This window comes from Duganella sp. CF402, from assembly GCF_900109645.1.
GTDB lineage: Bacteria > Pseudomonadota > Gammaproteobacteria > Burkholderiales > Burkholderiaceae_D > Rugamonas.
Window position 1 is genome coordinate 260,651 of the sequence record NZ_FOBG01000004.1, and the last position, 19,050, is coordinate 279,700.

General features: G+C 64.7%; 20 protein-coding genes. 11 read left to right on the forward strand and 9 right to left on the reverse strand.

Features of this window, described 5'->3' with window-relative positions:
* Position 1: 1 nt before the first annotated feature.
* The 3 genes from hemN to BMZ70_RS25545 form a co-directional block, all read right to left on the reverse strand.
* Positions 2-1,408: an oxygen-independent coproporphyrinogen III oxidase gene (hemN, locus tag BMZ70_RS25535; RefSeq protein WP_092280832.1), complete on the reverse strand. Its 1,407-nt coding sequence runs from the start codon at positions 1,406-1,408 to the stop codon at positions 2-4.
* Between the two features lie 7 nt (positions 1,409-1,415).
* Positions 1,416-3,053: a methyl-accepting chemotaxis protein gene (locus BMZ70_RS25540; protein ID WP_092280834.1), complete on the reverse strand. Its 1,638-nt coding sequence runs from the start codon at positions 3,051-3,053 to the stop codon at positions 1,416-1,418.
* 108 nt (positions 3,054-3,161) lie between these two features.
* The gene (locus tag BMZ70_RS25545; protein WP_092280836.1) at positions 3,162-4,082 is read right to left on the reverse strand and encodes a DUF808 domain-containing protein; all 921 of its coding nucleotides are present in this window, start codon (positions 4,080-4,082) and stop codon (positions 3,162-3,164) included.
* A 99-nt stretch (positions 4,083-4,181) separates the two neighbouring features.
* Here BMZ70_RS25545 and BMZ70_RS25550 point away from each other — a divergent pair, with 99 nt between their 5' ends.
* Together BMZ70_RS25550 and BMZ70_RS28490 are read left to right on the forward strand one after the other, a co-directional pair.
* Positions 4,182-4,820, forward strand: coding sequence for a LysE family transporter (locus BMZ70_RS25550; RefSeq protein WP_092280838.1), 639 nt, complete (start codon positions 4,182-4,184; stop codon positions 4,818-4,820).
* A 78-nt stretch (positions 4,821-4,898) separates the two neighbouring features.
* Complete coding sequence (locus BMZ70_RS28490; protein WP_092280840.1) at positions 4,899-6,833, forward strand: DUF6600 domain-containing protein; 1,935 nt, start codon at positions 4,899-4,901, stop codon at positions 6,831-6,833.
* A 3-nt stretch (positions 6,834-6,836) separates the two neighbouring features.
* Here BMZ70_RS28490 and BMZ70_RS25560 read toward each other — a convergent pair whose 3' ends face one another.
* Positions 6,837-7,319, reverse strand: coding sequence for a phage regulatory CII family protein (locus BMZ70_RS25560; protein ID WP_092280842.1), 483 nt, complete (start codon positions 7,317-7,319; stop codon positions 6,837-6,839).
* A 116-nt stretch (positions 7,320-7,435) separates the two neighbouring features.
* Between BMZ70_RS25560 and BMZ70_RS25565 the strand changes: the two genes are divergently transcribed.
* Genes BMZ70_RS25565 through BMZ70_RS25580 form a run of 4 tightly spaced genes read left to right on the forward strand, consistent with a single transcriptional unit; the run spans position 7,436 to position 10,147 of the window.
* Positions 7,436-8,206 (forward strand): hypothetical protein, encoded by a 771-nt coding sequence (locus BMZ70_RS25565; RefSeq protein ID WP_229205594.1) that lies wholly within the window; start codon positions 7,436-7,438, stop codon positions 8,204-8,206.
* Positions 8,207-8,208: 2 nt separating this feature from the next.
* A complete protein-coding gene (locus BMZ70_RS25570) occupies positions 8,209-8,985 on the forward strand; it encodes a DUF2491 family protein (protein WP_092280846.1) in 777 nt (258 codons plus the stop codon).
* Between the two features lie 28 nt (positions 8,986-9,013).
* On the forward strand, positions 9,014-9,802 hold the full coding sequence (locus BMZ70_RS25575; protein ID WP_092280848.1) for a hypothetical protein: 789 nt from the start codon (positions 9,014-9,016) through the stop codon (positions 9,800-9,802).
* A gap of 57 nt (positions 9,803-9,859) precedes the next feature.
* The gene (locus tag BMZ70_RS25580) at positions 9,860-10,147 is read left to right on the forward strand and encodes a DUF493 family protein (RefSeq protein ID WP_255372225.1); all 288 of its coding nucleotides are present in this window, start codon (positions 9,860-9,862) and stop codon (positions 10,145-10,147) included.
* Between the two features lies 1 nt (position 10,148).
* On the opposite strand, the gene BMZ70_RS25585 is transcribed toward BMZ70_RS25580, so the two are convergent.
* The gene (locus BMZ70_RS25585) at positions 10,149-11,042 is read right to left on the reverse strand and encodes a transcriptional regulator GcvA (protein ID WP_092280850.1); all 894 of its coding nucleotides are present in this window, start codon (positions 11,040-11,042) and stop codon (positions 10,149-10,151) included.
* 111 nt (positions 11,043-11,153) lie between these two features.
* On the opposite strand from BMZ70_RS25585, the gene yfcF reads away from it, so the two are divergent.
* From yfcF to BMZ70_RS25610, 5 genes are all read left to right on the forward strand, one after another.
* Entirely contained in the window at positions 11,154-11,792 is a 639-nt protein-coding gene (yfcF, locus tag BMZ70_RS25590) for a glutathione transferase (protein WP_092280852.1), read from the forward strand.
* Between the two features lie 27 nt (positions 11,793-11,819).
* A complete protein-coding gene (gene lipB, locus BMZ70_RS25595) occupies positions 11,820-12,479 on the forward strand; it encodes a lipoyl(octanoyl) transferase LipB (RefSeq protein WP_092280854.1) in 660 nt (219 codons plus the stop codon).
* An 8-nt stretch (positions 12,480-12,487) separates the two neighbouring features.
* Positions 12,488-13,462, forward strand: a complete 975-nt coding sequence (gene lipA / locus BMZ70_RS25600; protein WP_092280856.1) for a lipoyl synthase — start codon at positions 12,488-12,490, stop codon at positions 13,460-13,462.
* A 105-nt stretch (positions 13,463-13,567) separates the two neighbouring features.
* The gene (locus BMZ70_RS25605) at positions 13,568-14,224 is read left to right on the forward strand and encodes a peroxiredoxin (RefSeq protein WP_092280858.1); all 657 of its coding nucleotides are present in this window, start codon (positions 13,568-13,570) and stop codon (positions 14,222-14,224) included.
* A gap of 2 nt (positions 14,225-14,226) precedes the next feature.
* Positions 14,227-14,889: a uracil-DNA glycosylase gene (locus BMZ70_RS25610; protein ID WP_092280860.1), complete on the forward strand. Its 663-nt coding sequence runs from the start codon at positions 14,227-14,229 to the stop codon at positions 14,887-14,889.
* Here the strand turns inward: BMZ70_RS25610 and BMZ70_RS25615 are convergent.
* From BMZ70_RS25615 to BMZ70_RS25630, 4 genes are read right to left on the reverse strand one after another with little or no spacing between them, the layout of a single operon-like run.
* Positions 14,865-15,980: a HupE/UreJ family protein gene (locus BMZ70_RS25615; protein ID WP_092281173.1), complete on the reverse strand. Its 1,116-nt coding sequence runs from the start codon at positions 15,978-15,980 to the stop codon at positions 14,865-14,867. The genes BMZ70_RS25610 and BMZ70_RS25615 overlap by 25 nt on opposite strands.
* Positions 15,980-17,149 (reverse strand): tetratricopeptide repeat protein, encoded by a 1,170-nt coding sequence (locus BMZ70_RS25620; RefSeq protein ID WP_092280862.1) that lies wholly within the window; start codon positions 17,147-17,149, stop codon positions 15,980-15,982. The genes BMZ70_RS25615 and BMZ70_RS25620 overlap by 1 nt, the downstream gene beginning before the upstream one ends.
* A gap of 42 nt (positions 17,150-17,191) precedes the next feature.
* A complete protein-coding gene (locus BMZ70_RS25625; RefSeq protein ID WP_092280864.1) occupies positions 17,192-17,440 on the reverse strand; it encodes a hypothetical protein in 249 nt (82 codons plus the stop codon).
* Complete coding sequence (locus BMZ70_RS25630; protein WP_092280866.1) at positions 17,437-18,966, reverse strand: DUF4331 domain-containing protein; 1,530 nt, start codon at positions 18,964-18,966, stop codon at positions 17,437-17,439. The genes BMZ70_RS25625 and BMZ70_RS25630 overlap by 4 nt, the downstream gene beginning before the upstream one ends.
* Between the last annotated feature and the right edge of the window lie 84 nt (positions 18,967-19,050).

The following is a 19,050-nucleotide window of genomic DNA, read 5'->3' on the forward strand; positions in this document are numbered from 1 at the left end:
ATCAAATCGTTTTCGAGTAACGCAGCGGTTGTGGCGTTTGCGCCATGCCGAGGTAACGGTCGAACACCATGCAGATATTGCGGATCAGCAGTCGGCCTTTCGGCGTCACCGAAATCCATTCATCGTCGATGGTGAGCAGGCCGTCGTCCTCGAACGCTTTCAACTTCTCCAGCTCCGTCATGAAGTACTGGCGGAAGCGGATCGGAAAGCCCTGCTCGATCGACGATATCGACAACTCAAAATTGCACATCAACTTCTGAATCACAATCCGCCGCAGCAGGTCGTCGTTATCCAACTTGATGCCGCGCGTGACCGGCAGCACGCCGTGTTCCAGCTTGTCGTAATACGCCTCCAGCGTTTTCTCATTCTGGCTATAGGTCGCGCCGACCGCGCTGATGGCCGACACGCCGCACGAAATCAGCTCCGCCTCGGCGCGCGTGGAATAGCCCTGGAAGTTGCGCTGCAGGCGGCCCTGGCGCTGCGCCACCGCCAGTTCGTCGTCCGGCTTGGCGAAATGGTCCATGCCGATGTAGATATAGCCGGCGTCGCACAGGCGCTGGATGCTCATCGCCAGCAGTTCCAGCTTCACGTCCGGCGTCGGCATATCGGCTTCCGAGATACGGCGTTGCGGCTTGAAGATATGCGGCAGGTGCGCATAGTTGTACAGCGCGATGCGGTCAGGGTTAGCGGCGATCACCTTGTCCAGCGTTTGCTCCATGCTGCGCATGGTCTGCTTGGGCAGGCCGTAAATCAAATCGATGCTGATCGAGCGGAAACCGGCGGCGCGCGCAGCGTCCATCACGGCGCGGGTTTCGGCCTCGGGCTGGATGCGGTTGATTGCCTTCTGCACCTCCGGATCGAAGTCCTGCACGCCTAGGCTGATGCGGTTGAAGCCCTGCGCGCGCAGGCTGTGCACGCGCTCCACGCTGACTGTGCGCGGATCGATCTCGATGGAGTACTCGCCGTGTGCATCGTCGGCGAAATCGAAGTTCTTATGCAGGTGCGCCATCAGGTCGCCCATCTGCTTGTCGTTCAAATAGGTTGGTGTGCCGCCGCCGAAGTGTAGCTGTTCGATCTGGCCCATGCCGTCGAACAGGCGGCCCTGCATGTCGATCTCTTGCTTCAGGTAGCCGAGATAGACGGCCGCCTTGCTGTGGTCCTTGGTGACGATCTTGTTGCAGCCGCAGTAGTAGCAGACCGTGTCGCAGAACGGGATGTGGATGTACAGCGATAAGGGCCGGCGGCTGCGGCGCATGCGCAGGCCGGCCACCGCTTCCAGGAACTGACCGTAGCCGAAGTCGTTCTGGAAGCGGTCGGCAGTCGGGTACGAGGTGTAGCGCGGTCCCGACTGGCTCAGTTTGCCGATGATCCCTGCATCGAACTCAATGGGTGGGAAGGGCGTGTTCATAATGGGCTCAGGCGGCGAGGCGTTTCACGTTCTGGACTGCTGGACGGCTGGTGCGCGCGGCGCGGGCGGTGCTGCGGGCCGGGCCGAACTTGAACAGGCTCACGGCTTGCGTCAGGCCGCCCGCTTCCATCGCCAGGCTGGCGGTGGCTGCTGCCGCTTCTTCCACCAGCGCGGCGTTTTGCTGCGTCACCTGGTCCATGTGGGCGATGGCCGAATTCACTTGGTCCACGCCGATGCTTTGCTCGTGCGAGGCCACCGAAATCTCGCGCATGATGGCGGTCACTTGCTGCACCGAGGCCACCACTTCCTTCATGGTGGCGCCGGCGCGGTCGACCTGCACCATGCCGGCGCTGACCTTGCCGACCGAAACATCGATCAGGTTCTTGATGTCCTTGGCGGCGGTGGCGCTGCGCTGGGCCAGGTTGCGCACCTCGCCTGCCACCACGGCGAAGCCGCGGCCTTGTTCACCGGCGCGCGCTGCTTCCACGGCGGCGTTCAGCGCCAGGATGTTGGTCTGGAAGGCGATACCTTCGATCAGGCCGATGATATCGACGATCTTGCGCGAGGAGCTGTTGATCTCGTCCATCGTGGCGATGACGTCGGCCACGATCACGCCGCCCTGCACCGCCACTTCGGAGGCGCTTTGCGCCAGCTTGTTGGCTTGCTCGGAGTTGTCGGCGTTCTGCTTCACGGTCGAGGAGAACTGCTCGACGCTGGACGCGGTTTCTTCCAGGCTGGCGGCCTGCGCTTCGGTGCGGCCGGACAGGTCGGCGTTGCCGGCGGCGATCTGGCGCGTGGCCACCGCCATCGTCTCGACATTGACGCGCACATCGCGGATGGTGGCGATCAGGTTGCTGTTCATTTGCTGCAGGGCGCGCAGCAGCTGGCCCACTTCATCGGTGGCTTCGGTGTCGAACGAGGACGACAGGTCGCCGGCGGCGATCGAACGCGCGCCTTGCAGCGCGCGGTCCAGCGGTTGCAGCACCGAGACGCGCAGCGTGTACCACAGGAACACGTTGATCAGCAGGCCAAGGAAGGTGGCGGCAAAGATGCCATAGTTATGCGCGCTATTCCCGTCCAGCAGCACCGCGCCGCAGACGATCACCTGCAGCACATTGACCATGCTGGTGGCCAGCCAGATGCGCATGCCAAGCGACACATGGCTCAGGCGCGACAGCAGCGAGCCAACACCGGGTTCGATCACCTGGCCGTTCTTGATACGGATGCCGTGGTTGGATTCGGTGCGCATGGTGCGGTACACCTGTTCGGCCTGGGCGACCTGCTGGCGCTCGGGGCGGGTGCGTACCGACATGAAGCCGATGGTGCGGCCGTTTTCGCGGATCGGGGTGACGTTGGCGCGCACCCAGTAGAAATCGCCGTTCTTGCAGCGGTTCTTGACCAGGCCGGTCCACGGCGTGCCGGACTTGATCGAGGCCCACAGGTCGGCAAATGCCTCGACCGGCATGTCGGGGTGGCGCACGATGTTCTGCGGTGCACCGATCAACTCCTGCTCGCTGAAACCGCTGATCTCGGTGAAATACGGATTCACATACGTGATATTGCCATTCAGATCCGTTTTTGAAACGATGGCCTGGTCGTCCAGGACTTCCACTTCGCGGTTGCTGACAGGTTGATTGTTGCGCATAACGTACTCCGGCTGGTTTTATTGCTTTATCGCAATAGACACCGCCAGTTTACGTAGTCCACCCCGCAAATTTATTGATGTAGATCAAAATTTCCCGGATTGGATGGTCTAGGCCGACTTTTTGAACAGGCCGGCGATTTTGCCGCCCAGCGTGACCACCACCAGCGCCAAGGCGCCTGCCAGCACGCCGGTGACGGCGTCCAGCACCGTCGGGACGATGGCGCCGAGCACCGGGCCGGAGGCTTCGGCGGCGTGGTGGATCAGGTCGTGTGCGAACGGCAGGCCGTGGGTCAGGATGCCGCCGCCGACCATGAACATGGCCACCGTGCCGACCACGCCCAGCAGTTTCATCAGGATTGGCGCCGCGCCCAGCAGCACCCGGCCCAGCGTGCGCACCGCCGCGCCGCCGCGCTGGCTCAGGTACAACCCGGCGTCGTCCATCTTGACGATGGCCGCCACCAGGCCGTACACGCCCACCGTCATCAGCAGCGCGATGCCGACCACCACCGTCACCTGCTGCATGAACGGCGCCGTCGCCACCGTGCCCAGCGCGATCACGATGATCTCGGCCGAGAGGATGAAGTCGGTGCGTATCGCGCCCTTGATCTTGTCTTTTTCCAGCGCCACCAGGTCGACCTCCGGGTTGGCCAGCGCCTCGTGCAGTTCCTGCTTGTGGTGGTCGTCGTCGGCGCGGTGCAGCAGGCTGTGGGCGATTTTCTCGAAGCCCTCGAAGCACAGGTACAGGCCGCCCACCATCAGCAGCGGGGTGATGGCCCACGGCGCGAACGCGCTGATCGCCAGTGCGGCCGGCACCAGGATGGCCTTGTTCTTCAGCGAGCCGACGCCCACCGCCCACACCACCGGCAGCTCGCGCTCGGCGCGCACGCCGGACACCTGCTGCGCGTTCAGCGCCAGGTCATCGCCCAGCACGCCGGCGGTTTTCTTGGCCGCCATCTTGCTCATCAGGGCAACATCGTCGAGGATGGTGGCGATATCGTCGATCAGGGCTAACAGGCTGGAACCGGCCATTTTGGGCACTCCGGGTATGGTTGGAACAGCAATATTAACCCAAGCAAGATGGGCGGCGATACCGCTACAATGGAGATCGCTGATTTGAATGGAACCGTCATGAGCTTCGCCACCTGGATTACCTTCTTCGTTGCCGCCTGCATTATTGCCGTGTCGCCGGGCTCCGGCGCCGTGTTGTCGATGTCGCACGGGCTGTCGTACGGCGTGCGCCGCGCCAGCGCCACCATCATCGGCTTGCAGACTGGCTTGCTGCTGGTGTTTTTCATCGCCGGCGCGGGCGTCGGTTCGCTGCTGCTGGCGTCGGAATTGGCGTTCAATGTGGTGAAGACCGTGGGCGCGCTGTACCTGATTTACCTCGGCCTGAGCCAGTGGCGCGCCAAGGTCAGCATCAGCGAGCAGAAGCAGGCCGAGGTGGAAGTGCCGACCGTGAAGAAGCGCTTCCTGACCGGTTTCCTGACCAATGCCACCAATCCCAAGGGCATCATCTTCATGGTGGCAGTGCTGCCGCAATTTATTACGCATGAGGCGCCGCTGTTGCCGCAGCTGTTGATTCTGGCCGTCACCATGTGCTGCATCGACCTGGTGGTGATGCACAGCTATGCCTTCCTGGCGTCGTCGATGCAGCGCTTCTTCCGCGATGCGGGCGCGGTGAAAAAGCAGAACCGCGTATTCGGCGGCCTGCTGATGGCGGTTGGCGCGGCGCTGTTCTTCGTCAAGCGCGGTGGCGCGGCTGCCTGATTTGCAACGCTTTGTAACCCCTGTAGTCGAACCGTGGCGGTCGGCGTTAAATCAATAATATCCACAGGAGACGCTGCCATGAGCCGCAAAATTATCCATACCGTCGTGCTGGCCGCCTTGGCCGGCTGGAGTTCGTTGGCGCTGGCCGAAGATCCGCCGGCGATGGTCGGGCGCATTTCCGCCGTCCAGGGCCAGGTGACGCTGGTTGGCGACGGCGAGCCGGTCGGCGCCGGGCTGAACTGGCCGGTGACGGTCGACAATCACATCAATACCGCCAGCGGCGCGCGCACGGAGTTCCGCGTCGGCTCGACGGCGGTGCGGCTGGACGGCGATTCCGACCTTGAAATCACTGGCATGGATGACGATTTGCTGCGCCTGCGCCTGAACTACGGCAGCGTCAGCATCCGCGTGCGCGACCGCGAGCAGTTGCGCGATTTTGAACTGAGCACGCCGCAGGCGCGCATCACCATGATCGAGCCGGGGATTCTGCGGGTGGACGTAGACCGCACGCCGGACACCAGCCAGATCAGCGTGCTGAGCGGCACGGCCCGGGTCGAAGGCGCCGGCTCGTCGGTGGTGGTCAACAATGGCCGCCACGTCGACGTCAGCACGGAAGACGTGCGCACCACGGTGGCGCGCCGCGACGGCTTCGATGTCTGGGCCGAGGACCGCGACCGCCTCGACAGCGCCACCACCACCACCCGCTACGTCTCCAGCGGCATGACCGGCTACGAAGAACTGGACCGCAACGGCAGCTGGACTGAAAGCGTCGAGTACGGCCCGCTGTGGACGCCGCGCAATGTGGCAATGGATTGGGCGCCCTACCGCGATGGCCGCTGGGTCTGGGTGGCGCCGTGGGGCTGGACCTGGATCGACAACGCGCCGTGGGGCTATGCGCCGTCGCACTATGGCCGCTGGGTGATGGTCAACCGCCGCTGGTGCTGGGCGCCGGGCCGTCCGAGCGGGCGTCCGGTGTGGGCGCCGGCGCTGGTGGGCTGGGTCGGCGGCAATGGCGGCGGTCATCGTCCGGGGCCTGGATTGGGCTGGTATCCGCTGTCGCCGCGCGACAGATTCGTGCCGGGCTACCGGGTGTCCTCGGACTATGAGCGCCGCGTCAGCTGGACCCACAACGGCAAGCCGTTCACGCCGCGCAATGACTGGAACGGCCACCGCGACGGCCTGACCGTGCTGCCGCGCGAGCAGTTCGACGGCCATCGCAATGTGGTGGTCAACCGCAGCACGCCGGTGATCCCGCCGGCCAGTTTTGTCCACAATGTGACGCCGGTGGCGCCGCCGACGCCGCCGGGCCGTCCGATGACGCCGAATCGCGGCGGCATGGGCGATCGCGACCATGACGGCGTGCCGGACCGCTATGACCGCGTCGATAACCGCAGCGAACGAAACGACCGCGTGGGCCGCGTGCTTACCGCGCCGTCGCAGCCGGTGCAGGTGCCGGCGCAGCAGCCGCGCGGGACCATCAGCACGCTGGCGCCGAACCAGTTCGGCAGCCCGGATTCACGGCCGCAGACCATCAACCCGAACGATGTGCGCATCGACGTGCGGCCGCGCATCAATGCACCGGGCCAGGCGGGCGTGGGCGGGCAGGTGCAGCAGGGGATGCCGGCGCCGGTGATCCAGGTATCGCCGGCGCAGCCATCGCAACCACCGCAGCCGGTGCGCGACCGCTATGACCGTGATCATGAACGCCAGCGCGGCAACGATGACAATCGCCGCTTCCGCCAGAACGATGAGCCGCGCCAGCAGCAGGCGGTGCAGGTGCAGCAGCCGCAGATCCAGCAGCCGCAACAGCCGCAACAGCCGCAACAGCCGACATCGCAGCCGCGCCAGTTCACGCCGCCGTCGCAGCCGCCGCAACGCGAAAGCCGCAGCGAGCCGCGCCAATTCACGCCGCCGCAGCAGCCACAACGTGAGAGCCGCAGCGAACCGCGTCACGAACCGGAACGCCGCAGCGAGGAAAAAGGCGACCGCCGCAACAAGCAAAACGACAAGTAAGCCTTACTGCTGCGCCTTCAGGCGCAGCCGGGCGCGCCATTCGCCAAGGGCGGACAGCGCGCCCTGGAATTCCCGCTCGATCAAATCCGCTTCCGCAGCGGTGACCTTCCCATCCAGCAGCGCGGTCGACACCGCCTCCGCTACCGCTCCCACCTGGCTCATCACCTTGCATACCGTTTGCGACAGATCGTCGTCGCCGATGGTGTCCGGCATTGGCACCACGAAGGCCGCCATGCCGTGCCGCGTCAGCAGCGCGTGCAGCGGCAGGTGGGCGTCGTTCACGCCCGCCCGGTGGCACAAGTCCACCACCGTCGACACCTCTTCGAACGAGGGATAGTGCGACGCAATCGTCGGCGCCAGCTTGTTGCGCAGGACGTTGACCGAGATCCCCATCGCTTGCGCCAGCGCGTCGATGCCGCCGGGGTATGCGCGCGCCACTTTGTAGAGCGCGTCGTGCTGATTCATGTCCAGGTATTTGCGAGTCATGGTGAAGCGTGCCTTTTATTACCGATGCAAGCACCAACGCGCGGCGCTATGCTGTTTTTCATTCAACTTCTTTGTGAAATGACATCATGAAGTCACTTCGATCTGCGCTGCTTTTGATGGTTTGCCTTGCCTTTGCGGGCAATGTGCCGGCGGAAGCGCGCCCGGCCTCACATTCTGGCACATCAAAGTCGTTTAAAAGTGGATTTTCTTCACAAAAGAACAACTCCGCTGCCCATAGCCGTCCGGCGCCGCCGGCCAACCGCCAGAGCGGTCCCGGCGCATTCGGGCAGCAGGCTGGCTCGCCGGCCCAGCAGCAGCGCAACACGTCGGCCATGTCGCGCGACGTCGATCAAAGCGCCGCCCGCGAACGTGCCTTGAGGACGCTGGACCAGCGCCGCACCGCCGCCAACGCGCCGCAACCGCTGCCGCCAGTACCTGCGCCGCGCCCGGCCCCGGCCTATGGCGCGCCGCCCTACGCGCCATCGCCGGTGTATGCGCCACCCGCCCAGCAGTCGAATGGCCTGATGGCTGGCGTGCTCGGCTTCATGCTAGGCCGCGCGATGAGCCAGAGCAACCAGCCGGTAGCCTACCCGACCACCAACGGCAACCAGCCCGCCCCGGCCGCGACCGTGCCCGCCGACGCGGCTGGCGCCGCTGCGACGGCCGGTCCTGACGGCACGGGTCTGGTGGGCGGCATGCCTGGCCTGGGCGCTCCCGCTCCGGCAGCCATCCCGGCGCCGCCGCCCGAGCCGTCGTTCATGGCCGGCGTGCTGCGCCTGTTTGCCTGGCTGTCCATCCTGAGCCTGCTCGGCTGGGCCGCGTTTTACTCGGTGCGCAAGTTCCGCCGCTTGCGCGCCGGCCCGAACTACTCGTTTGAAAGGAATTAACGATGGGCTGGACTGATGCAGTCAACTACCTGCGCACCGGCGCCGCCAAATTGGCCGGCACCGACGCTCCGCGCACCGACGGCGACCTGCCGCTGGGCGCGCGCATCGGCAGCGTGGTCGGCATCCAGCAATCGCCGCTGCTGCGCGCCGTAGCCGACGGTTCGCTGGTCGCCCTGCCGGATGCCGAAGACGTGCGCATCGTGGCCGTGTCGCAGCTGCGTCTGAAACAAGCGGGCGGCCTGTACCGCTACTACCTCGACACCGGCGACCGCGACGACCAGGAGAAATTCCTGCAGGTCTACCAGAACGCCAGCGGCGAAGTCGGCGAGGTCCTGTATTGCACCCAGCTGGCGCGCGTGATTCCGGAAACGGCCGAGGAACAGGACGCCTACACCGGCCAGTCCGGCGCCGGCCTCGGCGACCGCAGCTACACCCTGTGGCGCGAGCAGCTGGACGATCCGGCGCTGGACCTGGAACTGATCTTCGGCGCCAGCGAAGGCCTGGACTACTGGCGCGACGCCGGCGATCCGCAAGCGCCGTTCGTGCCGCCGTTCACCGGCACCGAAACCCGGCTGGACGACGCCGGCGGCAACACCGGCCTGCGCCAGGAACTGTACTTCATGCCGTACGTGCGCCAGCTGCGCGGCGGCGGCCACGAATATCTGCTGATCACGACGGAAATCATCCACAGCGTGAACGGCGACCGTAGCAAACGCGGGATCCATGTCGACTTCGTCATTGGCATCCCGGTGGAGCAGCAACGCATCGTTATCCAATGATGCGCAACTTTGATTGAGGAAGACTGACATGAGCAACTTGAATGGCTGGGGTTTGACCGCGCGACTGATCACCAAGCATTTTGGCGCGCTGGGCAATCGCGTTTCCGAGGCGATCGCCAACTTCGATCCGGAAACCGCCACCGAGGCCGACCGCGACCGCCTGGCCGACAATCTGCGCAGCGCCGCCCAGAAGCTGGCCGCCGCCCGCGCCGCCTTCAACAAGGAAGCGGACGACGTCACCAAGCTGCGCCAGCTGATCGCCACCGACGAGCAGGCCGCCGGCACCTTGGCCGAACGCCTCGCCGCCGGCAAGATTTCGGAATCGACCATCACGCTGTTCTGCGACGAGCTGGAAGGCAACAAGGCGCGCTTGCCGCAGGAATTGCAGGAAGAAGCCGATGCCAGACAGTACATGAGCGAGCTGCAAACCATCGTTGATGCGCTGTCGAAACAGCTGTCCGAATTCGACGCGCAGGCGAAAAAGGCGATGCAGGCGCTGGCCTCGGCCCGCGCCCAGCAGGATCTGCAGCAGCTGCGCGCCGACCGCCAGGCCCAGCTGGCCGGTCTGCAAGGCATGCGTGGCCAGTCGAGCGCGCTGTCCGCCCTGACCCGCCGCGCCGAGAGCATCCGCAACGATGCCGAGGGCTTGCGCATCGTCACCGACATCGGCCAGAAGCCGCTGGACCAGGCCGCCGAGCTGGAGGCGATCCGCAAATCGGTGAGCCAGCCGGCGCTTGGCAATGAGTCGGCGCTGGCCCGGTTGCAGCGCCTGTCGGCACCGCCGGCCGCTGAGCCTTTGGCGCTTGCAAAGTCCTGAACGGGCTACAATATAGGCTGGTGACGCGATTTGGCGTCACCGGTCTTTATTGAAGAAATGGAACAGAATATGCAAGCGATCCCACCATCAGAGTCCCTCATCGAGTACCCGAGCGACTTCCCGATCAAGGTCATGGGGCCGACTCATATCGATTTCGCCCCGACCATTATTTTGGTCGTGCAAAAGCATGACCAGGAATTCCACGAAGGCCGCATGGAGGTGCGTCCTTCGGCCAAGGGCAATTACACCGGCCTGACCTGCACTGTGCGCGCCACCAGCCGCGAGCAGCTGGATGCGCTGTACACCGAGCTGTCGGCGCACCCGATGGTCAAAATCGTGATGTAAATCAGGCTTGCTGGCGCTGGAAGGCTTCGATTTCTTCCAGCAGCCAGCTGCGGAACGCCAGCACCTGCGGCTTGCTTGCCGCAGCGGGCGGCGTGACGAAAAAGTATTCGTCCGGGCTGGGCGTGGCGATGTCGAACAGCCGCCGCAGCTGCCCGGAAGCGATCTCCTGCATCGCCACCACGTGCCGCACCAGCGCCACGCCGTTGCCATCGGCAGCGGAGCGGATCAGCATCGATAAATCCTCGAACAGCAGCCCGCCGGACGGCTCCGGCAGGTCGACGCCGGCTGCCTGCAGCCACGGCGTCCAGTGCTCGACCGAGCGCAGCAACGTGTGCCGCGCCAGATCGTCTGGCTGCAGCGGCAGGTCTCCACCGCGATAGTGGGGACTCACTACCGGGTAGTAAACATCCCCCATCAGCCGCAGCACCACCATGCCCGGATAGTGGCCGCGCCCAAAGCGGATGCCCACGTCCACGCCTTCCCTCGCCAAGTCCTGCATGTGGCCGCTTGATTGCAGCACCACCTCAATATCCGGATGCAGCTCGATGAATTTGCCGAGCCGTGGCGCCAGCCAGCGCGCCGCAAACGACGGGATCGAGGTAATGGTCAGCCGCTGGTTGATGCTGGTGGCGCGCATGGCGTCGGTGGCGGCGGCGATGTCGGCAAAGGCCTTGCCGAGGAACTGGGCGAACTTCAGCCCGTCGTTAGTTATTTTCACCTGGCGGCCGTTGCGCACGAAGAGCGGCCGGCCCAACTCCTCTTCCAACCCCCGAACCTGATGGCTGATGGCGCCGTGCGTCAGATGCAATTCGTCCGCCGCGCGCGAGAAATTCTCGTGGCGGGCCGCCGCCTCGAAGGCGCGCAGTGCGGAAAAATTGGGCAGGCGACGCGCCATCCTGTGGATAACTATGTGAGTAAAACTAACAAGAATTGCGAAAATATACCGTTATACAGGGACTTACACAAGGTTTACCATGTGAATAAATCTACCTAAGCGGAGCTTGCCATGCCTTTTGAACTGTACGTCGATAGTCTCTACACCAGTCCCTATGCGCTTTCGGCCTTCGTGGCGCTGACCGAGAAGGGCTTGCCGTTCAGCGTCAAGACCGTGGATCTGGAAAGCGGCGAGCAGCGGCAAGCTGCCTACGCCGGCCGCGCAGTGACCGGCCGTGTGCCGGCGCTGGTCGAGGGTGAAGGGGATCACCAATTCGTATTGACCGAGTCCACCGCCATCACGGAATATCTGGAAGAGTCGTTCCCGGCGCCGGAATACGTCTCGCTGTACCCGCAAGACCGCCGCCAGCGCGCGCAGGCGCGGCAAATCCAGGCCTGGGTGCGCAGCGACCTGGTGCCGGTACGCGTCGAGCGCGACACGGAAATGGTGTTTTTCGGCAAAGCCTGCTCGCCGCTGAGCGACAACGCGCAAGCGGCCGCCGCCAAGCTGGTGCACGTGGCCGAGCGCTTCGTGCAGGGACCGCAGAACGTGTTCGGCGCTTGGTCGATTGCCGATACCGACCTCGCCATCATGCTGAGCCGGCTGGTGCGCAACGGCGATCCGGTGCCGGCCAAGCTGCAGGAATACGTCGAATTCCAGTGGCAGCGGCCGTCCGTGCAGCAATGGCTGGCAAGGCACCAGCCGGGCTGAAAATAGCCGCCGGGGTATAATGGCGGCATGACGTCTCCTACCTCTCCCGAGATCAAGCATCTCGGCAAAGCCGATTACGACAGCACTTTCGCCGCCATGCGGGCCTTCACCGACGCCCGCACGCCGGACACGCGCGACGAACTGTGGATCGTCGAGCATCCGCCGGTTTACACGCTGGGGCTGGGCGCCGATCGCGGCCACCTGCTGGCCGGTGCGTCCGACATCCCGGTGGTGCAGACCGATCGCGGCGGCGAAGTCACCTACCACGGCCCTGGGCAGGTGGTGATTTACCTGCTGATGGACCTGCGCCGCAACAAGCCCGGCGGCAAGCTGTATGCCCGTCAGTTCGTGCATAAAATCGAGCAGGCGATCATCAATGTTCTAGAAGCGTATAATCTCGTCGGTGAGCGCGTGGAAGGCGCGCCGGGCATCTATATGGCCGGCGGCGACCACAAAGGCGCCAAGATTGCCGCGCTGGGCTTGAAGGTACGCGGCAATGGCTGCACCTACCACGGGCTGTCGCTGAATGTGGCGATGGACCTGGCCCCGTTTTCCTGGATTAATCCCTGCGGCTATGCCGGGTTGGAAACGACAGATATGCGCACCGTTGGCGCGCAGGCAATCCTGTCTGATGTGCAACAGCAGCTGGCCGAGGAATTAGTCCGCGTCCTGGCGACAAACGAATAAAACTGATTATGACCACCGAAACTACTCCAGCGTACAACCCGAGCGAAAAGCAAAAAGGCGCCAGCAAAACCTCGCGCATTCCGATCAAGATCGTGCCGGTCGAGCAGGTCGAGCGCTTGAAGAAGCCGGACTGGATTCGCGTCAAGGCCGGTTCGCCGAACACCCGTTTCTACGAAATCAAGGAAACGCTGCGCGAGAACAAGCTGGTCACCGTGTGCGAAGAAGCGAGCTGCCCGAACATCGGCGAATGCTTCGGCAAAGGCACGGCCACCTTCATGATCATGGGCGACAAGTGCACCCGCCGCTGCCCGTTCTGCGACGTCGGCCACGGCCGCCCGGATCCGCTGGACAAGGATGAGCCGACCAACCTGTCGCACACCATCGCCAAGCTGCGCCTGAGCTACGTCGTGATCACCTCGGTGGACCGCGACGACCTGCGCGACGGCGGCGCCCAGCACTTCGTCGAGTGCATCTCCAACACCCGCGCGCTGTCGCCGAAGACCCAGATCGAAGTGCTGGTGCCGGACTTCCGCGGCCGCCTGGAAAAAGCGCTGGCCATCTTTGCCGACGGCCTGCCGGACGTGATGAACCACAACCTGGAAACCGTGCCGCGCCTGTACAAGGAAGCGCGTCCGGGTTCGGACTACATGCACTCGCTGAAGCTGCTGAAAGACTTCAAGGCCATGTATCCGAACGTGAAAACCAAGTCGGGCATCATGGTTGGCCTGGGCGAGACCGACGAAGAAATCCTGCAAGTGATGCGCGACATGCGCGAGCACGACATCGACATGCTGACCATCGGCCAATACCTAGCGCCATCGAACAGCCACCTGCCGGTGCGCCGCTACGTGCACCCGGACGTGTTCAAGCAGTTCGAAGAAGAAGCCTACAAAATGGGCTTCAAGCACGCCGCAGTCGGCGCAATGGTCCGCTCCTCCTACCACGCGGACGAGCAGGCACACAACGTACTGGCCGCAGGCTAACGACAAGGGCTCCTAAGGGAGCCCTTTCCTTTTGGCCGCCTGCTGGTATGAGCGGTTTGGTAGTATTATTTCTATAGTTAACCATCAAATTATAGGAACGCTACCATGTCGCTGCGCATTAACGACACCGCACCGGATTTCACCGCTAATACCACCCACGGCAAGATCGAGTTCCACAACTGGATCGGCGACCAGTGGGCGATCCTGTTCTCGCACCCGAAGGATTTCACGCCGGTCTGCACCACCGAACTCGGCTACATGGCCAAGATCGAGCCGGAGTTCACCAAGCGTAACGCCAAGCTGATCGGCCTGTCGATCGACCCGGTCGAGAACCACGAGAAGTGGGCCGCCGATATCGAGGAAACTCAAGGCGCCGCCGTTAAATACCCAATGATCGGCGATACCGATCTGGCCGTCGCCAAGCTGTACAACATGCTGCCCGCCGATGAAGCCGGCACCTCGGAAGGCCGCACCGCCGCCACCAACGCCACCGTGCGCTCGGTGTTCATCGTTGGCCCGGACAAAAAGATCAAGCTGATGCTCACCTACCCGATGACCACCGGCCGCAACTTCGACGAAATCCTGCGCGTGCTCGATTCGATGCAGCTGACCGCCAAGCACAAGGTCGCCACCCCGGTGAACTGGAAGAACGGCGAGGACGTCATCATCACCACCGCCGTCAGCAACGAAGAAGCCGAGACCAAGTTCCCAGGCTTCCGCACCATCAAGCCTTACCTGCGCGTGACCAAGCAGCCTGTGTAAGCATGAGCGTACGCATCGAGGAGTCGTGGAAGCAGCAGCTGCAGCACGAGTTTGAGCAGCCTTACTGGGAATCCCTGACCTCCTTTGTGCGTGCCGAATACGCGGCCGGGCAGTGCTGCCCGGCCGGCAAGAATATCTTCCGCGCCTTCGACCTGACGCCGTTCGATCAGGTGAAGGTGGTCATCCTCGGCCAGGATCCGTATCACACGCCCGGCGCCGCGATGGGCTTTTGCTTCTCGGTCCCCGACGGCAACCGGCCGCAGCCCAGCTTGCAGAACATCTTCCAGGAACTGCACGACGATCTCGGTCTCGACCGCCGCCACACCGACCTCACCGACTGGGCGCAGCAAGGCGTATTCCTGCTCAACAGCGTGCTCACCGTGCGCGCCCGTGAAGCCGGTTCGCACGCCAACAAGGGCTGGGAGACCTTCACCGACAGCGCCATCCGCGCCCTGTCGCAGCAGCGCGAGAAGATCGTCTTCATCCTGTGGGGTAGCTACGCCATCGCCAAGCGTGCGCTGATCGACAGCCGCAAGCATCTGGTGATTACCTCACCGCACCCGTCGCCGTTTTCCGCGCACAAGGGCTTCTTCGGCAGCAAGCCCTTCTCGCGCGCCAACGATTACCTGCTCGCCAACGGTCAGCCGCCGATCCACTGGGCCTGAACATCGAACGCGCGCTCGACGAACCACACCAGCGCCACCAGCGCGATCACGAAGGAGCCGCCGCTCAGCAAGCGGCGATACAACCACGTCCGCCGCAGCAGGAACGCCAGCGGCAAAAACACGGCGACAATGCACAGCTGGCCGATTTCCACGCCGAGGTTAAAGCCAAACAGGCTGGCCAGCAGCGCGCCCTGTGGCAGGCCAAGGTCGATCAGCACGCTGGCAAAACCAAAACCGTGGATCAGACCAAAGCCGAACGCCGCCACCGGCCGCCGCCCGCGAAATAGCGGATAGAGGTTGTTCAGCGCCGCCAGTATGACGGACGCCGCAATCGCCGATTCCACCAGCCGCGACGGCAGCGAGATCAGCGACAGGCTGGCCAGCGTCAGCGTCAGCGAGTGCGCCAGCGTGAACGCCGTCACCACTTTCAGCACGTCGATGAAGGCCCCGCGCAGGTTGTCGGCCGGCGCCGCGAGCAGCACCGCCGGCAGCAGCAGCGACAGCAGGAACAGGATGTGGTCGTAGCCGATCCAGATATGCCACACGCCGTCGCGCACGTAGGCGCTGAATTGCTGCAGCTGGTCCGGCGCCGACAGCGACAGGCGCTGCTGCGCATGCGCCGGGTCGAAAATCGCGGTGGTGGTGACGCCGTCATGGGTCAGCCGCAGCAACCCTTTGTGCTGCGGATCGAGATCGGCGAACAGGCGGTAGCCGATGGTCAGCGAGCTGATCGGCCCGGCACAATTGGCCTCGAAGTGCAGCACGCTGTAGGCGCCGTCGGTATGCTGGTCGATCAGTTGATCGCCGGGCTCGATGCGGCAGGCGCCGTTGTCGGCCGCCAGTTGCAGGCGTTCCAGCGCGTAGGCCGCGATGGCGGCGTGGCGGGCGCGGATCTCGTCCCAGGTCAGCTGGCCGTCGCCATCCTGATCCAGGCCGATAGCGTAGTCGAGGTCGCGCAAGGCGATATCCCACTGGCCGCTGATCCGTTCGCCTTGCACGGCCAGCGTCAGATAGCTGTCGCTCGGCTTGTGCGCCGAGGCTGGCGCCAGCGCGCAGCACAGCATGAACATCAGCAGCAGGCGTCGCAGCATCATGACCCCGCTTTCAGCTGGCGCAGCAGGCGTGTGGCCGTGACGTTCTCGGTGCGGTGCGCGGCGATCCAGTCGGCGGCCGGTTTGGCGGCGGCCGCATCACGCGCCTGGGCGGCCGCTTCAAGGTAGATGCGCAAGTCGGCCGGTTCCTTTTGCACCGCCCAGTTTTTGCGCGCCAGCGCCAGGGCGGTGGGCACATCGCGCCGCAGCCACAGCTCAAAGCGCGCCTGCTCGCGCTGGTGCACGGTGTCGCCGCGCTGGCCGGCGGCGTCGAAGCGCGCCGCCAGTTCGTGGATATCGGCCTGCAGCGCCAGGCGCTTGTCGGCCTGCTGCAGCGCCAGTGCGCGCCGCAGCAGCAGTGCGTCGATGCGTTCCTGGCCTTGCAGCAGTTTGAGCACGTCGGCGGCGCGGCCCTGGTCCAGCAGCAGGTCGGCGTACGCGCCTTGCAGATAGCTGTCGTGCGGACGCATGGCCAGCGCCTCGCGGAAGCGCGACTCGGCGGCGGCGCCATCGCCGCGCCGTTGCGCCATCTCGGCCAGCAGGGTCAATGCCCATACCTTGAGTTCGTCCGGCGCGTTGGGACTGCGCGCCAGCGTCAGGTCCAGCAGCTGTTCGCTGGTGGCCGCCTTGCCGGTCACGGCGCCGACGTTGGCCAGGCAGGTAATGGCGGCCAGGTCGATGGACAAGGTGGACACGCGGGCGCAACTGGCAGTGGCGCCGGCGTAGTCGCCTTGCACGGTTTGCACGGTGGCCTGGGTCAGCCACGCTTGCACATTGTCTGGCTCGGCTGCCAGCACGGCGCGCAGGTCCGCCAGCGCGGCGCGGAATTGGTGTGTGCTTTGCAGTACGGTGGCGCGCAGCAGGCGCACTTCGCTCGGTGGCGCCGGCTGTTGCCACCACGGCTGCAGCGCCGCTTGGGCGTAGCCAAGGTAGCGCGGATCGGTTTCGCTGCGGGCCAGCGTGATGTAGCGGCGCGCCAGGCCGGCGGCCAGCGTGACGTCGCCCGGATGCGCGTTCAGCTGGCTGCGCAGGCGGCGGATGTCCTGCTGCACCGGATCGCCCCGGCGCGGCACGGTCTCCACCACTTGCTGGCCGCTGGCTGGAATGTATGGCGCCGCCTGCGCCACGGCGGCCAGAGAACCCATCAGCGCAAAGAGTAGTTTATGCATGGTGAATAGAGGCGGACGTGTGGACGTCCGCCCTCTCCGAGGTTACTTCACGGCGACCGGTTCGCTATCTTCCGGCATGGTCACGGCCACGCTGTCGATCGCTTGCGGTTCGCTGGTGGTTTCGGCGCCGTCGCCGATCACCGCCAGCACTGCGGTGACAAACTTGTCGATCATGGAAACCGGCGGCGTGGTCGGCGTGGTGGGCGGCGCTTCGTCGTGATGGCTGCTGCCGCCGCAGCCGCCCAGCACCAGTAGCGCACACAGGCCCAGTGTCAGGCCCGCCGCTTTCATGGCGCCCTCCGCACAGCTTGCGCCATCGCCGCGCTCTGTGGCGAACCCGGCAGCGGATCCTTCAGGTAAGGGAAGGCCGCGCTGAAGTAGCTATCGTCCAGGTAAGCGCCATCGGTGAAGTGCAGGCCGCCCGCAGGCGCGTCAGCCGGTGCGCAACCGAGGTTCAACGTGCACAGCTTACCCATCACCACGCGCAGTGCGATATCGACTACGTCATCGCCCGGACGGCGGCCATTCGGGAAACCGGCATTGTCGCCGCCGATCACGCCCAGGCGGCTCTGCTTGCCCATCGCGGCAGCCGGCGTGGTGGTGTTCAGGCGCAGCATTTCGGACGCCGTGACGGTGGCGGGCTGGTTCAGGCCCTTGACGCCGGTCAGGAACGCCGCCACCAGGTCGTTGCGCGGGAAGTTGGTTGGCGCCTTGGCGCCGGCGCTGCCGTACAGGATTTCAATCAGCGCCGGCAGGGTCGGGTTGGTCACGTAGGTGGCGAACTGCGCATCGCCGGACGGCTTGCTGGCGTTGAAGGTGTCCTTGTCCTTCAGGCCGATCACCACCTCGTTCACCAGCGGCATACCGAGGCGCGACACTTGGGTCCAGGCGCCGCCCTCTTTCGACGGCGCGCCGCTGTTCGGCGTCGGGTTCAGCAGCCGGCCCTGGCGCACGCTGGCCGTGGTCCAGCCGCCGATCACCGGATCGGTGCTGCCGGACGCGGTCAGGCAGGAGGCCGCCACTTCCATCGTAATGGCGGTGACGTTCTTGCCGGCCAGGTCATCCTTGGCAGCGCTCTCGGCATTGGCGGCAAACTCGGTGGCTGGCGCCTTGATGTTCACCAGGTCGAAGGTCTCGCCGAGGTTGACCACGAACGGGTCCTTGCGCTGGCCGACGAACACCCGCGCCGGCGTGCTGCAGCCGGGGATGTTGACGTTGTAGACGTGCGCCGCCGCATACGCCGCGTAGTTCGGAATCGACTTGTTGCCGATGTTGTCGAGCGGCTTGTCGAAGGTGGTGCTGCCGTCGGAGGCGTTGCTCACGCTGGCGCGGGTGCCGGTGCGGCGGTCGCCGCGCACCACGCTGATGGTGTAGATTTCGCGCACATTGGCGCCGGCCGCGTTGGGCGCGGCGATGGCGCCGCCGTTGATCACCAGCGGGATCGAGACCTGCTTGCCGCCCACGGTCAGCTTGGTGTCCTTGTTGGTGTTATTGAAGCGGAACTGGAAGGTCAGGTCTTCCTTGGCGTCGCCATTGTTGTCGATATGGATTTCGTACAGCGCGTTGGGGTCCATTGCAAAGTAGTTGGGACCGCCGCCCGGATCCTGCAGCGGCACATAGTCGGCAATCAGGGTGATGAAGTTGGCGCGCCCCGCTTCGTAGCTGCGGAACATATAGAAGTCGGTGCCGTCGACCTTGGGACTCTGCGTAATGAACGGTGCTTCGCGGTGGCTGGACGCCAGCGCCGCCGGCAGACAGGCGCCGGCCAACGCGCCGGCGACCGCCAGGCGCACCGCCTTGGTGATGATAGTTTGCATCTCGCTTTCTCCTTATGAACGAACCTCCTGTGGGTACTGCAGGCTGATATACGCAAGCCGCCGCGCGCCAGATTCAACTTTTTT

Bases quoted from the DNA above. Each gene is read 5' to 3' on its own strand.
- lipA (WP_092280856.1), top strand. From the start codon at position 12,488: ATGACCACCGAAACTACTCCAGCGTACAACCCGAGCGAAAAGCAAAAA.
- BMZ70_RS25575 (WP_092280848.1), top strand. From the start codon at position 9,014: ATGAGCAACTTGAATGGCTGGGGTTTGACCGCGCGACTGATCACCAAG.
- BMZ70_RS25605 (WP_092280858.1), top strand. From the start codon at position 13,568: ATGTCGCTGCGCATTAACGACACCGCACCGGATTTCACCGCTAATACC.
- BMZ70_RS25570 (WP_092280846.1), top strand. From the start codon at position 8,209: ATGGGCTGGACTGATGCAGTCAACTACCTGCGCACCGGCGCCGCCAAA.
- BMZ70_RS25630 (WP_092280866.1), bottom strand. From the start codon at position 18,966: ATGCAAACTATCATCACCAAGGCGGTGCGCCTGGCGGTCGCCGGCGCG.
- BMZ70_RS25550 (WP_092280838.1), top strand. From the start codon at position 4,182: ATGAGCTTCGCCACCTGGATTACCTTCTTCGTTGCCGCCTGCATTATT.
- BMZ70_RS25540 (WP_092280834.1), bottom strand. From the start codon at position 3,053: ATGCGCAACAATCAACCTGTCAGCAACCGCGAAGTGGAAGTCCTGGAC.
- hemN (WP_092280832.1), bottom strand. From the start codon at position 1,408: ATGAACACGCCCTTCCCACCCATTGAGTTCGATGCAGGGATCATCGGC.
- BMZ70_RS25625 (WP_092280864.1), bottom strand. From the start codon at position 17,440: ATGAAAGCGGCGGGCCTGACACTGGGCCTGTGTGCGCTACTGGTGCTG.
- BMZ70_RS25545 (WP_092280836.1), bottom strand. From the start codon at position 4,082: ATGGCCGGTTCCAGCCTGTTAGCCCTGATCGACGATATCGCCACCATC.
- yfcF (WP_092280852.1), top strand. From the start codon at position 11,154: ATGCCTTTTGAACTGTACGTCGATAGTCTCTACACCAGTCCCTATGCG.
- lipB (WP_092280854.1), top strand. From the start codon at position 11,820: ATGACGTCTCCTACCTCTCCCGAGATCAAGCATCTCGGCAAAGCCGAT.
- BMZ70_RS25610 (WP_092280860.1), top strand. From the start codon at position 14,227: ATGAGCGTACGCATCGAGGAGTCGTGGAAGCAGCAGCTGCAGCACGAG.
- BMZ70_RS25615 (WP_092281173.1), bottom strand. From the start codon at position 15,980: ATGCTGCGACGCCTGCTGCTGATGTTCATGCTGTGCTGCGCGCTGGCG.
- BMZ70_RS28490 (WP_092280840.1), top strand. From the start codon at position 4,899: ATGAGCCGCAAAATTATCCATACCGTCGTGCTGGCCGCCTTGGCCGGC.
- BMZ70_RS25585 (WP_092280850.1), bottom strand. From the start codon at position 11,042: ATGGCGCGTCGCCTGCCCAATTTTTCCGCACTGCGCGCCTTCGAGGCG.
- BMZ70_RS25565 (WP_229205594.1), top strand. From the start codon at position 7,436: ATGGTTTGCCTTGCCTTTGCGGGCAATGTGCCGGCGGAAGCGCGCCCG.
- BMZ70_RS25560 (WP_092280842.1), bottom strand. From the start codon at position 7,319: ATGACTCGCAAATACCTGGACATGAATCAGCACGACGCGCTCTACAAA.
- BMZ70_RS25620 (WP_092280862.1), bottom strand. From the start codon at position 17,149: ATGCATAAACTACTCTTTGCGCTGATGGGTTCTCTGGCCGCCGTGGCG.
- BMZ70_RS25580 (WP_255372225.1), top strand. From the start codon at position 9,860: ATGGAACAGAATATGCAAGCGATCCCACCATCAGAGTCCCTCATCGAG.